The sequence below is a fragment of the Cupriavidus sp. CuC1 genome (genome assembly GCF_044627735.1).
Classification (GTDB): domain Bacteria; phylum Pseudomonadota; class Gammaproteobacteria; order Burkholderiales; family Burkholderiaceae; genus Cupriavidus; species Cupriavidus ulmosensis.
On the sequence record NZ_JBIUHC010000210.1, the window covers coordinates 1 to 15,116 of the forward strand.

The 15,116-nt window shown below is 61.0% G+C and carries 10 protein-coding genes and 3 pseudogenes; 7 read left to right on the forward strand and 6 right to left on the reverse strand.

Annotation, left to right across the window (positions count from 1 at the left end; translation table 11 throughout):
* Window positions 1-405 precede the first annotated feature (405 nt).
* Complete coding sequence (locus tag ACGLHR_RS46325; RefSeq protein WP_400102522.1) at window positions 406-1,986, forward strand: amidase; 1,581 nt, start codon at window positions 406-408, stop codon at window positions 1,984-1,986.
* On the opposite strand, the gene ACGLHR_RS46330 is transcribed toward ACGLHR_RS46325, so the two are convergent.
* Together ACGLHR_RS46330 and ACGLHR_RS46335 are read right to left on the reverse strand one after the other, a co-directional pair.
* On the reverse strand, window positions 1,977-2,834 hold the full coding sequence (locus ACGLHR_RS46330; RefSeq protein WP_400102523.1) for a DUF1643 domain-containing protein: 858 nt from the start codon (window positions 2,832-2,834) through the stop codon (window positions 1,977-1,979). The genes ACGLHR_RS46325 and ACGLHR_RS46330 overlap by 10 nt on opposite strands.
* A 578-nt stretch (window positions 2,835-3,412) precedes the next feature.
* On the reverse strand, window positions 3,413-3,940 hold the full coding sequence (locus ACGLHR_RS46335) for a hypothetical protein (RefSeq protein ID WP_400102524.1): 528 nt from the start codon (window positions 3,938-3,940) through the stop codon (window positions 3,413-3,415).
* 46 nt (window positions 3,941-3,986) lie between these two features.
* On the opposite strand from ACGLHR_RS46335, the gene ACGLHR_RS46340 reads away from it, so the two are divergent.
* Window positions 3,987-4,481 carry a hypothetical protein gene (locus ACGLHR_RS46340; protein ID WP_400102525.1) on the forward strand — a complete coding sequence of 165 codons (495 nt, stop codon included), beginning with the start codon at window positions 3,987-3,989 and terminating at the stop codon, window positions 4,479-4,481.
* A gap of 13 nt (window positions 4,482-4,494) precedes the next feature.
* On the opposite strand, the gene ACGLHR_RS46345 is transcribed toward ACGLHR_RS46340, so the two are convergent.
* The 4 genes and pseudogenes from ACGLHR_RS46345 to ACGLHR_RS46360 form a co-directional block, all read right to left on the reverse strand.
* Window positions 4,495-4,665 carry a hypothetical protein gene (locus tag ACGLHR_RS46345; protein ID WP_400102526.1) on the reverse strand — a complete coding sequence of 57 codons (171 nt, stop codon included), beginning with the start codon at window positions 4,663-4,665 and terminating at the stop codon, window positions 4,495-4,497.
* Between the two features lie 28 nt (window positions 4,666-4,693).
* Window positions 4,694-5,207, reverse strand: a pseudogene (locus tag ACGLHR_RS46350) (tyrosine-type recombinase/integrase); the annotation flags it as partial.
* A 265-nt stretch (window positions 5,208-5,472) separates the two neighbouring features.
* Window positions 5,473-5,847 (reverse strand): NUDIX hydrolase, encoded by a 375-nt coding sequence (locus ACGLHR_RS46355; protein WP_400102527.1) that lies wholly within the window; start codon window positions 5,845-5,847, stop codon window positions 5,473-5,475.
* 391 nt (window positions 5,848-6,238) lie between these two features.
* Window positions 6,239-7,680 (reverse strand): annotated as a pseudogene (locus tag ACGLHR_RS46360) (ISKra4 family transposase).
* A gap of 769 nt (window positions 7,681-8,449) precedes the next feature.
* Here ACGLHR_RS46360 and ACGLHR_RS46365 point away from each other — a divergent pair.
* From ACGLHR_RS46365 to ACGLHR_RS46385, 5 genes and pseudogenes are all read left to right on the forward strand, one after another.
* Window positions 8,450-10,264: an ATP-binding protein gene (locus tag ACGLHR_RS46365; protein ID WP_400102528.1), complete on the forward strand. Its 1,815-nt coding sequence runs from the start codon at window positions 8,450-8,452 to the stop codon at window positions 10,262-10,264.
* The gene (locus ACGLHR_RS46370; protein WP_400102529.1) at window positions 10,261-11,454 is read left to right on the forward strand and encodes an adenylate/guanylate cyclase domain-containing protein; all 1,194 of its coding nucleotides are present in this window, start codon (window positions 10,261-10,263) and stop codon (window positions 11,452-11,454) included. Before ACGLHR_RS46365 ends, ACGLHR_RS46370 begins: the two co-directional genes overlap by 4 nt.
* Before the next feature lie 30 nt (window positions 11,455-11,484).
* Window positions 11,485-11,760, forward strand: a pseudogene (locus tag ACGLHR_RS46375) (patatin-like phospholipase family protein); the annotation flags it as partial.
* A 950-nt stretch (window positions 11,761-12,710) separates the two neighbouring features.
* Window positions 12,711-14,030, forward strand: a complete 1,320-nt coding sequence (locus ACGLHR_RS46380; protein WP_400102530.1) for an ISL3 family transposase — start codon at window positions 12,711-12,713, stop codon at window positions 14,028-14,030.
* A gap of 385 nt (window positions 14,031-14,415) precedes the next feature.
* Complete coding sequence (locus tag ACGLHR_RS46385; protein ID WP_400102531.1) at window positions 14,416-14,841, forward strand: hypothetical protein; 426 nt, start codon at window positions 14,416-14,418, stop codon at window positions 14,839-14,841.
* Window positions 14,842-15,116 lie beyond the last annotated feature (275 nt).

The following is a 15,116-nucleotide window of genomic DNA, read 5'->3' on the forward strand; positions in this document are numbered from 1 at the left end:
CAAATCTCCTCACGTGTCAAGACCTTGCGTTGATCAATCGCGGCCTTCTTTGCGCTGCTTAACTTGGGTGGATTGGGCGGGGACCCCGCCCATCTGAATGCGCTTTGTCATCTCGCTTTTTGGACGTACCTCGTTATGTTAATGCTTGAAATTACAGCAATTGCGGGCTATCTCTGCGACGGCATATCCTAAGGCCGAATTTGGATTCTTATGGAAAGTCGCATAGCACCGGATGCGAGGTGTTGTTGCATAAATCCCGGAGCAGCGCCGCATGCTGACGTTTACGCGCGACAGGTGCCGCGCCGGGCTGTTAACCGTTCGGGTTCCTGCGTAGATTCTCGATATTTGCCGGGAAGATGCGCAGGGACACACTCCCTGTCTCTTGTCTTCTCTCGTCTGCTTTCTATGGAAAATCGTTCTCCCCTTAGCGAGTCCATCATCCATGATGACCTTGCATCCCTCCCCCGGCGCCGCGTGCTTCGCGGTCTTGTCGCGGCCGGCGCCTTGGGCGCGATCGCACCCGTGCCGGGCCCTTTTGCGTTTGCACAGCCGGCTGGCGCATCCGATACGGCGGCGACCGCGCTGAGCGCGGACGAGCTGCCTCAAAGCATCGCCGAAGCAGGACGTGCGCTGCGCAGCGGGAAGTATTCATCCGAGGAGCTCACGAAAGCCTATTTGCAGGCAATTTCCCGGGTGCAGCCCACGCTGAACGCGTTCATTACGGTGACGCGCGACAGGGCGCTCAGCGAAGCGCGCGCATGCGATCGCGAGTTGCGCGCTGGCAAAGGCCGCGGGCCTCTGCATGGCATTCCGATCGTCCATAAGGATCTTTACGACACGAAGGGTATCCGGACGTCGGTCGGCACGGCGTTTTTCCGCAATCGTGTCCCGAACGACGACGCGGCGGTGGTGCGCCGCCTTGCCGCCGCGGGTGCGGTCATGCTCGGCAAAGCGAACATGAACGAGTTCGCTGCAGGCATTACCGGGACGAACGAGTTCTTCGGCAACGCGCACAATCCGTGGAACGTTGAGCGCTCCCCGGGTGGTTCTTCGAGCGGCACCGGCGCAGCCGTTGCGGCGGGCTTGTGCCTCGCAGGAACGGGCTCCGACACGGGCGGCTCGATTCGCGTGCCCTCCTGCTGGAACGGGCTGACGGGTATCCGCCCGACCTTCGGCCGCGTCAGCCTAACCGGGGTCTTTCCTCGCTCGTACAGCCTCGATTGCGCAGGTCCTATTGCGCACAATGCCGAAGACGTCGCACTGATGCTGACAGCCATGGCAGGCTACGATCCCACCTACAAATACTCACTGCACGCTCCGCAGGAGGATTTCAGCAAACATCTCGACGGCGGCGTAAAGGGCCTGAAGCTCGGCATCGTCGAAAGCTACTCGTTCAGGGATGTGGACCCGGACGTCGCAAAGGCGGTGGAAGCCTCGGTACGCACGCTGCAAGGCGAGGGCGCGCAAATCGTCCGTGTGAACATCCCGTTGCTGGCCAAGCCGCTCGACTTCTCGGCGCTCTTCACGATCCTCCTTTACGAGTTTAACGAGATCATCGGCGACCGCTACCGCGCGGCGGCTGATAAAACCCAGTTCGGGGAGATCGTTCGCAACGACATCGCCACGGGAGAAAAGATCTCGCGCGAGCAATACGAGCAAGCGCTAACGGCGCGTACGCAACTGTTGACTCAGTTCAAGGACGCATTCTCCCAAGTCGACGCGCTGGTCACGCCGACCATGCCGACGACGGCGCCCGTTTTGGCGGCGGGCGGCGCGGTCTATGACCGCGGCAGACAGTTCATGCTGCCGATCAGCTGGACAGGCCTGCCCGCCCTCTCGACGCAAAGCGGCTTCGATTCGAACGGACTGCCGGTCGGCATGCAGCTGATCGGCAATTCGAGCCAGGAAGCGCGGCTGCTGCGAATTGCACACGCCCATCAGAAGGCGACGGGCTTCTACCTCAAGCGCCCGCCTGTTCACGCGTAACGCCAGGGCGCGGGCCCGCGCGTCCTTCTCGACTCATTGCACTGTGGAACTCGCGCAACAGGCACATGCTTATGCAGCGCAGGGAGCAGCGTAACAGCCAGTAAAGATCTGCAGATAGGAAAATAATCCAGTAACCACCACGAGAGATCCTTTTGAGCCACGGACAACGCGCCTTTCGCAGCGATGAAAGCCTCGCAGAAGAAGCCGTGACACGCGACTCCATCGCGCCGTTCCTGTCGGCGTGCGGCTACTCGGTTCTGCGCGACCAGCGCACTCAGACCGGTACCGCTATCGCGCAGTTCTTGCGCGTGCAGGCGCCCGATGGCCGCGAGGCCAAAGCGCTGCGGCCGGACTTTCGCGGCGATATACAGGGGGTGCTTTGGGCTGCCGTCCTGATTTAACCCGAGGCGGTAGAGCAGGGGGCCGCGCCCGCACATTCGGATGATCCGCAGTACTTCCGCCGCGCGTGCTGGCGCCGCCTTGTGCGCACCCCAGGCGCAGATCACCAGCGAGCAGCGATCCAGGACGTCCATGATCGAGCCGTTCGCCGCGTCCTCGCAGCCGAGCGGCGCCGGGTGCGACAGCAGGCCATCCGGGTTCGTCGGGCGCAGCGGGAACAGGTTCACCAGTTCCAGGCGGCCATAGGTGCCGGCCAGCGCGCGCTGCAGGCACCTGGTGATCGTCGGGTCGTTGGCCTGGTGGTCTGCCGTCGACGGGTTGAGCATGATGAAGCCCAGGGCTGGCTGCGTACGGTCCCACTCGCGCCAGAGGCGATAGCGGTACTGCTCGCAGTCGGAGAGGATCGCGCCGGCCTCGCCGTCGATGGTCTGCGTGGCCAGGTGCTTCATGCTAGGATTTCTTCCATATGGCTCTCCGACATCCATACAGGGAGGCGGAAATGGCGATAGTCGAGGACGACAACCAAGAAACCGAGTTTTGGGAGGCCGTGCGCATAGCGGCGGACGCTCGTTACCAGGCAGAGCAGGCTGCGAAGATGCGACGGACGATCGGCTGGGCCTTGGGTCTTTCTATCGCAGGTCTGTGCTTGGCGCTTGTAGCTCTCCGACGACACCAGAACACTGTGCGGCTGTTTGGCTTGGGTGAGGGGGAGGAGAATGATTAGCAGACTTTCTGCTCACTCTACGATCCATCTGAAACGATGGGAGGTTGCTATGTCGAGCCATATCTTCGTCGAAGAAGGGGATTACCACTGCCACTGCACGGTCTGGGAGTCGCATACCGGGATTTGGCAGGCATCGGTATTGTTCGAGCGGAAGATCGATCACACGAATGAGTTCATCCCTGGCTTGCGGCACAAGATCAAAGCCCAATTCAGTAGCAGGGAAGAGGCGATGCGCGAAGCCATTGCCTACGCAAAGGCTTGCGTCGAGAACACTCAGACAGGGCTGAAAAATGGTGTCGCCGGTCATTGCAGGACCTCCTTGGCAGCAATGGCGGGGCGGCGCAGTACTGCCGGCAGCCAGCGACGGCCCTCCAGATGCCGCTCAGCAGCTGAGATCATGGCCTCTTTCTTCATCGTGGCAATGCTTGTGGCGGCTTCCTGGTTGACCGCCTCGCGAACCGCCTCCATCCGTCGAGCCTTGGGTACGTCGGCCAAGTAGGACCCTGCGGTGGGCTGCCACCAGTCCGCCATGTCCAGTTCGACGGCCGCAGCGAGTTGATGCGCGTTCTCATGCACGGCCGATTCTTCGCGCGTGGCCTGGGTGTCAATGGTGTGCGCGACGCAAACGGCCAGCAGGTCGAACTGGTCGGCCTGGCTCAGCCCCTGAAGCCAGGCGAACAGATCCTCGTCTTCGCCCGGAAGACGATCCTCCCAGCTGGCGATGCTGGCTTCCATGCTTTGCCAGGCGGGTGAGACCTCCAGGTCGTCGGCCGCGCGCAGGATAACTGTGTTGACGGAAGCCGTTAAAAAGCCCGGGAAGCTGTCGCGCAATGAGGTATTGTCTTTGGAACTACGCCGTACGCGACTGGAGCCGCCCGTGAAGAGGGCATCGTCCAGATCCGCCGTGGCCTGGGCCTACCAGGCCACGGGGGCCGAGCTGGGCCGGCCCTATTTCCTGGCCCTGCCGGCCCAAGTCTATGAGGACGCCGGACAAACCGAGGCCGGACTCGACGTGCTGGCCGACGGGCTGTCCATGGCCGGCAATACGCGGGAACGCTACTACGAAGCGGAACTGCATCGGCTCCAGGGGGAATTGCTTCTCCATCGCCCGGGCGGGTCCGCCGACCCCGAAGCGGCGGAAGCGTGTTTTCATCGGGCCATCGCGATCGCCCGGCAGCAAGGCGGGAAGTCGCTTGAGCTGCGCGCGGCGCTGAGCCTCGCCCGGCTATGGGAAAACAAGGACAAGGCGGAAGCCGCGCTGCAGACGATGGCCTGGCTTCACGCGTCCTTCACGGAAGGGTTCGACACCGCCGACTGGCAGCAGGCCAAGGCGCTGCTGGATGCCGCGCAACCCTCCGGCCAGCAAGATTGAGGAGCACACTGGCTTAGGTCGTCAAGAGAGGGATGCCCCTTGTCGAAGTTGCCGGCCAGCAGACCGCCGAATCCTGTCGGTCGATTGTCTCGCCGAGCGTGCGCAAGGAGTGCCAGAGCAGCGCCTGGTTGCTGGTGATGACGGGCTTGCCCGCACGCTCGATGTCTTCGATGATGCCGCTCACCTGTATGCCGCCCGGTTCCACCCGCTCAGGACGCGTGCCCGAAATTGCCTCTGACAAACCGCAGGTCCACCTGCTGGTCGGTCATGTGCGACCCCGCGCTATGGCGCAGCCAGTGCGCGGAGGCGCTGGCCAGCACCGCGGCCCGGCTTTCCCACTCGGGGCCGCGCGCGCAGGCGCGCGGCGGCCATCCCGAACACTTCCTTCAGCACCAGGTGCAGCGCGCCGCGCGACAAGGGCTTTTCCTTGCCGATGATCGGCAGCACGATGGGGCGATCCTCGCCGGGGAGCGGCGTGGGTGCCAAGCCGTGCGCCCTGCGATAGCGCGCCAGCTCCACCATCAGCTCATCGGTGGCCGGCACCAGCCGCGTCTTGTCACCCTTGCCCGTCACCTCCAGCCACCAACGTTCCAGGCCCTGGCCGTCGCGCCGGCAGAAAAACGCACCCATGCGCGTGCTGGCCACCTCGGCCGCGCGCAAGCCCCCGAGATACAGCACGGTCAGCAGCCAACGGCAACGCGCCGCGTGCAGCCGCTCGCGTTCGGTCTCCGCGCAGTGCGAGGAGTCGTATGGGCGTCTCACGGCCAACGGATCGGCATTCGAACTGGGATCTGTTCGTTCGCTTCCGCAGCCGCGTCTGGACGGGAGAAGCGGTGGGTTGGCAGAAGCTCGCTGAAAAGCTTTATCGGCTGCTTGAGTTGCGCGAGAAACTGGACCCCAGCTCCAGCCGCGGAGCCAAACAAGCGCGTTGCAGGCTCATCAATGTGGTCTCCTACCTCCAGCAATCTTCAGTCGCTGATCGTCCAAGCATTCAGCATCGGCGTACCGCAAAAAACGACTCGACGATATGGCGTGTTGTCGGATTGACGACGATCTCATCCATCTCCGCAAGCGAGAACCACTGGCATCGCTCAATTTCCTTGCTCGGCTTCGGAGCGGCAGTCTTGCCGATGTTTGCTCTAAATACGTGATGCACCGTCGTCGCGCCGACTACCTGAAACAAAAAGCCAAGCCCCTTGGCGACCAGGGTTGTCTCTTCCTCCAGTTCTCTGCCTGCTGCATCAGCGAATGTCTCGTCCTTGCTCGGGCGACCACCAGGCAGGGCCCATTTGTTTCCGTCCTTAGAAACAAGCAACACACGGTCGCCGCGAGAGCAAACTACTGTGGCCCTGACCTTCGATTTCACTTTCCGCCTCTACACTAGAAGTCTCGACAAAGTGCATCATACCCGCTATTCGAGACAATGCTTCTGCGCAAAAATGGCTGCGGTCATCTGATCGAATGGCATCGACGACCTGCCGCACACGCGAAAGGGATGGATACACTTGGTAAGTGTCCTCGTGGTTGTCTTGGCCATCCTTGGCGGGATCGTCGTGATGAGCTAGGCCGTCGCATACCGGCGCGCCGCCGCTGAGGGGGAGACTGGAGACCCGGCAGCGAAATGCCGGGAGGTCCGCCTTGGCCGACAGGGGGACGGCCGCCGCCGACCGCATGAATGATCGCCTGGTCCTGTCCGAGATCCAATACTTGAATAGCCAACGGCCAAGTAGCGTCGCCCCTGCTGTTAAGGGAAGCCGTTAAAAAGCCCGGGACGGGCTCTGCCAGGGCCAGGACACCCGCCGCTGGGCAAGCCATGGAAACTCTCGCTGAGCGAGTTCGTGGAATTCTTGGTTCAAGAGGGTGACGCGCACTTGCAAGACACGGTGTGCCCCCACGCGACTCCAACGCATATGTTGGCTTTTACACATGCGGCGGCCAATGATTCGATCGATAGATGACTCCACGAAGCCGGTCGCGATTCGTAGGCCAACACGCTGCCGGGTGCGATAGTCGATCAGCGACTCAAGATTGCTATTGAGGTAACTGATCAAATCGATGAGCTTGCAGCGCGCTTGTTTGGCTTCGCGGCTTGAGTTCGGGTCAAGTCTTTCGCGCAGATCAAGCAGACGACACAGTTCCTTAGCGAGCTTCTGCCAACGTACCGTTTGCCCGGTCCACACGAAGCTCGAGGGCGAACAAACAGATCCCAAAGTTCGAATGCTGATCCGTTGGCCGTAAGCCGCCCATACGCCAAAGGCGTAATAGCTTGATCGACGTGTCGCAGCATTCGACCGATGTGCGCCCAGTCGAGAACCCATTCGGTGTCGAACGGAAGGTCGTCAGCAACCCCGGCAAGATCCCGGGCACCATCAGCCACGACACAGACGTCATTGGGATCATCGTAGCCGCTGTCCTCTAGGGATTTGGTCATTTCTTCCTGCAATCGCTTGGTGCGCGGCATGGCGGAAGCCCAGACCCGTGGTTGTCTGCCAGTCTGGCCTAATGCCGCAACGACGACAGCTATCGACGATGAGCTTTTGTCGGCTCCCGCGCGATTGTCCTTGCCGGACCCCTTGCCATTGCTTCGCGCCCGCCTAACATAGCCGACATCAATGCCCAGTTCGGCAATTGGTCTAATCTCCTCGCACCACCGCCGCACGGGCTGTGCGTGCTGGAGGGATTTGCCGACGGCCATTGTGTGATTGCGGATGGTCACGTGACTGTCGCGTCCGGACGTTGGCAACAAGAGGTCCATGACCTGCTTGGCCTGCCGGTAGGGCATAGTGGCACCGAGTTCGGCATGCAGCCAGCGCAACTCGCCTGTGCTCGGTTCCTTAAGGTAATTCTTGAGCGGCGACACGTACCTCGATCCGTCAGCACCACACTTGCATGCTTTCCATCGATCGCGGCAGTAGAGGACCTTGCCGAGCGTGGTCTTCAGTTCGGAGCAATGCCCGTCGTGCACGCGACGGAGCGCGCCGCAGACCTTACAAGCTCGCTGCGACACGCAGTAGCGATCGAGCTGCTCTACGACAAATTCTTGCTGGACGCAATTGACTAATGACTTGCCTTCCGCAAGGGACAAACCGACGTCGCCGGAGGCTTGGCTGCGGTCGACGCGGTGAAACCGCATCACCTCAACCCGTTTTGCCACCGTGCCATCGCCGTCATCGAATTCGAGAACGATCGTGCATCGCATGTCGGCTCTCCGCCTCTTTGATACCGAGACGATACTCCGATGCAGGGCGGCATCCCAGGCCTTTTAACGGCTTCGTCCGCCACGCATCACGCACGAAGCGCGACTACAGTTGATCGCGCTGGAACCTGAAGGACGGTTCTCGCAGCCAGGCTTGCAATACGGCAAGCGTGGATTTGGCGATGGGTGTTGAGAACGGGAAAGCGCTTGGGCCGGGCATGGTGCTGTTCTGGTCGGCTGGCACGACCCACGGCCCGCATCATTCTGAAAAAGGGTGCACGATACTTTTTTTCTCTGTCGCGGGAGCTTGATTTGAACGTAAGTGATCTTAACTCTGTGTCTTGACAGTATCGATACCGGTTAGCCTTACTTGCGCACTGGAAAATGGCACTCACAGTTCGTCTGAGACCAGATGCGCTGCATGTTAGAGGGAAAATGATATGGGGCTAGAAACGAGTAATCAGATCGTTTGGCGGCCGTGTGAGGCTGGGTTCGCACCAGCAAACTGCCGTTGCAGAAATGGTTCTCGGCCATATGTCTGACGGTTTCGCACAAGGGCGGCATTTCCGCTTTGCGCTGGTCCGAGCAGCTTGACGTGTCATCGATCACGGCACACACTATGCTGCGTATGGCCCGGTGATGAGTGAACGGGATAAGTAATACCGTTTGTACGGGTTGGTGGAAGCGGACGGCGCCTTGATCGATGGGCCGCGACTAGCAAAGCGTGGGCGCGCTGCCAACAATATTTTTGCTCTTATTCAGGTAGGCAAACATGCCCAGTCCCCCGGAAAAATTGCCTTCTCTAGCAGACGAAATTGATGAGGGCGAACGGCGCTTCAGGTCGCTTGCAGATGCGATGCCCCAAATAGTGTGGACAGCCATGCCGGATGGTTGGATCGACTACAGCAATCAACGGTGGATCACCTATACGGGACTTACTTTTGAGCAACTCCAAGGGTGGGGCTGGACTCAAGCACTCCACCCGAATGATTTGCAACCCACCATCGATCGCTGGACGAGCTCATTAGAGAGCGGTGAAGATTATGAAACTGAATACCGCTGGAAAAGAGCCTCCGATGACATTTATCGATGGCATCTGGCCCGCGGATTACCGCTTAAAGACTTGAATGGACATATCGTCAAATGGGTTGGGACCAGCACTGACATTGAGGACCAAAAGCAGCTGCAGGCCGCGGCGGAAAGAGCCAACCGCGCGAAATCTGATTTCCTTGCCAGCATGAGCCATGAGCTGCGCACGCCGCTGAACGGTATTCTTGGCTACGCGCAGATACTGCTGCGGGACACCACGCTGGGCGAGCGGCAGGTCGCGGGGCTGCGCGTGATCCAGCAAAGCGGCGAGCAACTGCTGACGCTCATCAACGATGTACTCGATTTCGCCAAGATCGAAGCCGGCAAGCAGGAGCTCAGCCTCACCGACATCCCGCTGGCCAAGTTCCTGCGCATCATTGCCGAGATCATCAGCGTCAAGGCGGAGCAGAAGGGGCTGGCCTTTATCTGCGACACCGCGCCGGACTTGCCCGGCGGCATACGCGCCGACGAGAAGCGGCTGCGCCAGGCGCTGCTCAACCTGCTGGCCAATGCGGTCAAGTTCACCGACCGCGGTCAGGTCAGCCTGCGGGTGCGTTTTTTTCCTCACGCCCGGCTGCGCTTCGAAGTGCAAGACACCGGCATCGGCATCCGCGAGGAGCAATTGGAATCCATCTTCCAGCCTTTCGAGCAAGGCGGCGACGCGCAGCGCCGGCTCGGGGGCAGCGGCCTGGGCCTGGCCATCAGCCAGCGCTTTGTGCGCCTGATGGGGGGCGAGATCCGGGTCGAGAGCCGGATCGGCCAGGGCAGCACCTTCTGGTTCGAGCTGGAACTGCCGGTGGTCGAGCTCGAGATCGCGCCGCCGTCTGCCGCAGGGGTCGTGACCGGCTATCAGGGACCGCGCAAGAAGGTATTGGTCGTCGATGATGTGGCCGAGAATCGGGCCGTGGTGGTCGACATGCTGGGCCAGATCGGCTTTGAGATGGTCGAGGCGGAAAACGGCTGCGAGGGACTGGAAAAAGCCCAAACCTTGCGCCCGGACTTGATCTTGATGGACATCGTCATGCCGGAGATGGGCGGGCTGGAAGCCACGCGCCGCCTGCGCCAGCTGCCGGCCCAGAAGGATGTGCCGATCATCGCGATTTCCGCCAGCGCTTCCGGTGGCGACAAAGAGAGCAGCCTGGCAGCCGGAATGAGCGCGTTCCAGCCCAAACCGATCGACTTCGGCATGCTCCTGGCACAGATCGCCAGCCTGCTGAAGCTCAGTTGGACTTACGCAGCGCCGCCAGCGAGCTCCGCTCCCGAACATCAGGCGCCCGGGCCGCTGCTGGTGCCACCGGCGCAGGAGATGGAAATCCTGCATCGTCTGGCGCGGGAGGGAAACATGCGCGACATAGTGCAGCGCGCCGCTCACTTAGCCGAGCTCGATGAGCGCTATCGTCCGTTCGCCGACCAACTGCGCCTGTTGGCTAAGGGGTACCAGTCCAAAGCCATTCTAAGCCTTGTGGAGCGGCACCTGGAAAGGAGGCCAGCGCCATGACGGCGACCTCGGCACAGGAAACGGGCACCCACACGATCCTGATTGTGGATGACACGCCAGCCAACCTGGACGTGATCGTGGAAAGTCTTGAGGACCACGGCTTTCGGATCGTCGTCGCGCAGGACGGCGAAGAAGGGCTGCAACGCGCCGACTTTGTACAGCCGGACCTGATCCTGCTCGACGTGATGATGCCGGGACTGGACGGCTTTGAAGTCTGCCGCCGCTTGAAGGCGCTGGCAGGCACCCGAAAGATCCCGGTGATTTTCATGACCTCGCTGACCGAGACCGAGCACAAGATCACTGCGTTCAAGGCGGGCGGGGTCGACTATGTCACCAAACCGCTGCAGATCGACGAAGTGATGGCGCGGGTCGGCACGCACTTGAACCTGCATGCGATGCAACAGCGGCTGGAGGCGCAAAACGCGCAGCTGCAGCAGGAGATCGTCGAGCGCCGGCAAGCCGAACAGGCGCTGGAGACCAGCCGCGAGCTGATCCGCCATCAGAGAGACGAGCTCAAGGAGCTGTACGACAAGATCGTCGCGGAGCAGCAGGTGTCGGAGCGGTTGCTGCTCAACGTGCTGCCCTACCCGATTGCCGAGCGCCTGAAGGCGCACCCCGGAGTGATTGCCGACAGTTTTCAGGCGGCCACTGTATTGTTCGCCGACATCGTTGAATTCACCCGCTTTTCTGCCGGCATGAACCCCGAGCGGCTGGTGGCGGTGCTCGATGAGATCTTCACCGACTTCGACAGCATTGCCGATCATCGCGGCCTCGAGAAGATCAAGACCATCGGCGATGCCTACATGGCTGCCGCAGGGCTGCCGGTCGCGGCGGCCGATCACGCAGCACGGGCGGCGCACATGGCGCTGGACATGATCGACGCGCTGGCCGGCTTCAATGCGCGCAGCGGCTACAGCTTGCAGTTGCGTGTTGGCATCAACAGTGGTGCGGTGGTGGCCGGCGTTGTCGGCAAGCGCAAGTTCATCTATGACTTGTGGGGCGACGCCGTCAATATCGCCAGCCGTATGGAGTCCCATGGCGTGGCCGGTCGCGTGCAGATTACGGAGGCCACTCGGCAGTACCTCGCGGAGCCATTCTTGTTCGAGGAGCGTGGCACGATTGCAGCCAAAGGCGTGGGTGAGCTGCGCACGTGGTTCCTGACCAGCCGGAACGACGCGCCGCGCCCATGATGCCCAGCAGCACCACCGAGGAGCTTCGGGATGGCTACAACGAACGGAAGACAGCGGGGTAATGGCGCGCAAAAGCCGATCGCACTCGCTTTGCAGGGCGGCGGGATGCACGGTGCGTTCCCGTGGGGCGTGCTCGACCAGTTGCTTGGGGACGGGCGGCTTACTATTGAGGGTGTCGGCGCGACCAGTGCAGGAGCCATGAATGCCGCCGTGTTGGCATATGGGCTGTTGCAGGGTGGCCACGACGGCGCGCGCCCGGCGCTGCACGACTTCTGGCGTGCTGTGGCGCAACCGGCAGAGAGGTACACCTATTAATCAATAGGTTGCAATACTGCCCGCCCAAGAGAAACCTCCGCAGGGCAGCGCAGAACCGATATTAGTACTGTCGGTCCTCACATTTTCATGTAACTAACCGCCTGATATTTCCTCCATTGCCCTGTCAATCTGCTCGGCAGGTGTTGAGGATCGTTAATTCCGCTAGCGGCGCCCGCTATATCCGCTAGCAATCACATGGCTGTAACCTATTGATTTATATGTAGAACTAGCATCTTTTTGGGGATTTTTGCCGTTGTGCAAGAGCAACGCCATTCTCTGTCCCTGCCCAATAATTCGGCTAATACGGCTCGGCGGATCATTAATTCGGCTAACGCGGGCTACGCCGAGGCGGTGTCGCCGAAATACTATTGCTGGCCGGGCAGGGCGGTCGGGGAGGGTGATAGTTCGGTAGAGCCATGTGTATGACCTCGCGAAAGATCCCAAAAATAGGGCTATTCTGGCGATCCGCGTTCACACCACGATCTGCGCGACGGTGAGCTCTCCATTGAAAGCGCCCGCGAGCGTCGGCAGGACAAAGGGCATCTTGCACCTTCATCGTAAATCCATCCTGGTTGGCACCCACATTTGCACAATTAGTGGTCGCCATTAGCCGAATTAGCGATCTGCAACAGGTCGTGGCAATGGAGGCGTGCCCGAAATTGTCCCTCACGAAGCGCAGGTCCACCTGCGTGAAGTGTAGTAAAGATGCTACGCAAAGTCCGAGCGCAAAGCCAGTAAAATCAATAAGTTTGCGATTTTACGCACTAACATTACTACGATTTTTCAAGTAGTAATGTTGATACCATCCGGCGGCGCGAAGTAATGTTGAAACGATCGCAGGTCCGTCGCTTGGGCGCATCTTTACGGGTCTCCCGCACTTTGTGTGACGGCTGGGTTGAGGGCTTGATTTCCGGCCGATCTGGCCTACGTTGATCGTTACCATGAGCCAAGTTCTCGGTGGGATCGATCGTATCCTCGCCCGTGTGGGTAAGCGCTTCGTCTCCAGCGACGCGCGAGGGGATACCATCACTGTCGAAGCCTGCAGTACGGTTCGCGCGGCAGCTTGTCCTGCCTGCCGTCATTGGAGTAACCGAATCCACGGCAGCTATGTGCGCAGGCTGGAAGAACGACCGATGCTCGAGCAGCAGGTCGTTCTCGCCGTTGAGGTGCGTCGCTTCAAGTGTGCGAACGTCGGCTGCCCGCGTCGAACGTTTGCCGAGAACATCCACGCCTTGGCCGGGCGGTATCAACGTCGTACGCGATCGCAGGCTCGGGCGTTGCACGCGCTGGGCCACGCCCTCGGTGGTGAGGCGGCAGCCCGGCTTGCCGACGCCTTGGGATTGCGCACGAGTGCCGACACCGTGCTGCGGGAATTGCGCAGAGTACCTGAGCGCAAGCGCAAACCAGGACCGCGGGTCGTCGGCATCGATGACTGGGCGATCGCGCGCGGTCACCAGTACGGAACAATCATCGTCGACCTTGAGCGACGTGAGCCGATCGAAGTGTTCGCCGGCAGGGAAGGAATTGCGGTGACCGCGTGGATGCGTGCGCACCCATCGATCGAGATCGTCGCCAGAGACCGGGCGGGTGCCTACTCCGAGGCGGTCGACATCGCGCTGCCGGCGGCCACGCAAGTTTCGGATCGCTGGCATCTGCTGAGCAACCTGCGCGACAACGTCGAGAGGCTGCTGTACCGACTCGGGCCGCAACTGCGCCAAGCCGCGCAGCAAGTCAAGGTCGGTGGCGTGACCCTGGGCCGGCAGGGGGTGCTGAGCCGCAACTCACTCCGGTCATGGCAGCGTCTGAGCGATCAGCGACGCGCCACGCGGCTGGCGCTGTACGAGCGGGTGATGGAGCTACGCGCCCAGGGCGGTACGATGAAAGGAATCGCGCGCGAGCTCTCAATCAACAATCGAACCGTGCACAAGTTCGTCACCGCGGGGGCCTTCCCCGAGCGTGCACCCAAGGCGCGGGGTCCGACGCCTTTGGATCCCCATCGCAGCTTTATCGAGGAACGAATCGCCCAGGGCTGTCGCTTTCCTGAACTGATCTGGCAGGAACTCAAGCAGCGGGGCTATACGGGCAGTCGCGCCTCCGTGCAGAGTTGCGTGGTCCGACTTCTCTTTCCACAGGGCAAGGCACCGCTTGTCGAGGTACCCGCGCGCACGATGCCGTGCCCGTCGGCCCGGCGCGTGTTCGGATGGCTGGTCGGATGGAGGAAGCTCGCCGTCGAAGAGCCCAGGAGCCGTAGAACAAAGTAATTCTGTCACTCCGGAATCCGGCTGTAACCCGCGCGGAATATAGAAGTCCGGCCGGTGAGTTGACAATATTGCTTACACTCCCCCCGAAGCAAAGTCGTCAATTCGCATAAGTCCGGATTAATTTTGTCAATTGGCCTCCTAGACTTCGAATCCCGCTCGTAAGGCATTGATCTTATGGAAGATTCCATGCACATAGCGGAGCCGGTTGCGCTCGTCCGCCCGCGCGGCGCGCACCGCTTCGAAGCCTTCAGTCCGAAGCTGAAGCGGAGGCTCACCTTCTACCGACGCTGTGCGTTCGACCAATGGATCTTGATCGAATCCGATCCGGCGAACGCGCACTTTTGTGAGCGTCCCGGATTCGTTCAGTTTCGCGGACGGCGGACCCTTGCAGACATATTCCGACCGCCAGGAGTTGGTACTCCTGCCGAATCCAGTTATCGATGAAGAAGCGAAGAAGGGCCTCGAGTTGAGCGCTGATTTGCTCAATGTCCGGCTGGTCGATGCGGCCGAACAGGCTGCTTCACGCATCTGGATCGACAATTGGCAGCGCATGCTGCCAATTATCGTAGCCACGCGAGGTCTCGTGACGGTGTCAGTGCTCGACGCGGTTGAGCGCTTCGTCACCAGTCCGAAGCCGCTCCTAGCCATTGAGCGCGAGTTCTCGAAAGGTGACCCCGTGCTTGTGCGCGCCGCCATCTTCAGGCTACTGCATACCGGTCGCGTACAGGCGGAGGAATTGCGAACCGACCCATTGTCGTGGATGACGAAGTTTTCCGTCAGGGAGGCCGGACATGATTCGCCGCAAGCCTGAGTTTCAATCAATCGATTTGAGCGCGTGAACGTGCAACTTCTCGAGGCACCATATCGTTGCGCGCATTGCCGAGCACGCTATGGTGGGCAAGTGTGGCGACCCAGCAGTGTTCGACCCATGAGGTGAGGCCGGAGTACCGCAAGGCGTTGAGGCGGTCATACTTTGAGTATGGCTTGGGATGCAAAAGCCTGGGCTAGACGCAATACTGTTCACTTCACAACCACTTTGGGGACGATCCGCTGATTCAGCGGCTCGGATCGCCGCCGGATTCGGAA

Excerpts from the sequence above, each read along its gene's own strand:
- ACGLHR_RS46325 (WP_400102522.1), top strand. The coding sequence starts at position 406 with ATGGAAAATCGTTCTCCCCTTAGCGAGTCCATCATCCATGATGACCTT.
- ACGLHR_RS46330 (WP_400102523.1), bottom strand. The coding sequence starts at position 2,834 with ATGAAGCACCTGGCCACGCAGACCATCGACGGCGAGGCCGGCGCGATC.
- ACGLHR_RS46365 (WP_400102528.1), top strand. The coding sequence starts at position 8,450 with ATGCCCAGTCCCCCGGAAAAATTGCCTTCTCTAGCAGACGAAATTGAT.
- ACGLHR_RS46370 (WP_400102529.1), top strand. The coding sequence starts at position 10,261 with ATGACGGCGACCTCGGCACAGGAAACGGGCACCCACACGATCCTGATT.
- ACGLHR_RS46380 (WP_400102530.1), top strand. The coding sequence starts at position 12,711 with ATGAGCCAAGTTCTCGGTGGGATCGATCGTATCCTCGCCCGTGTGGGT.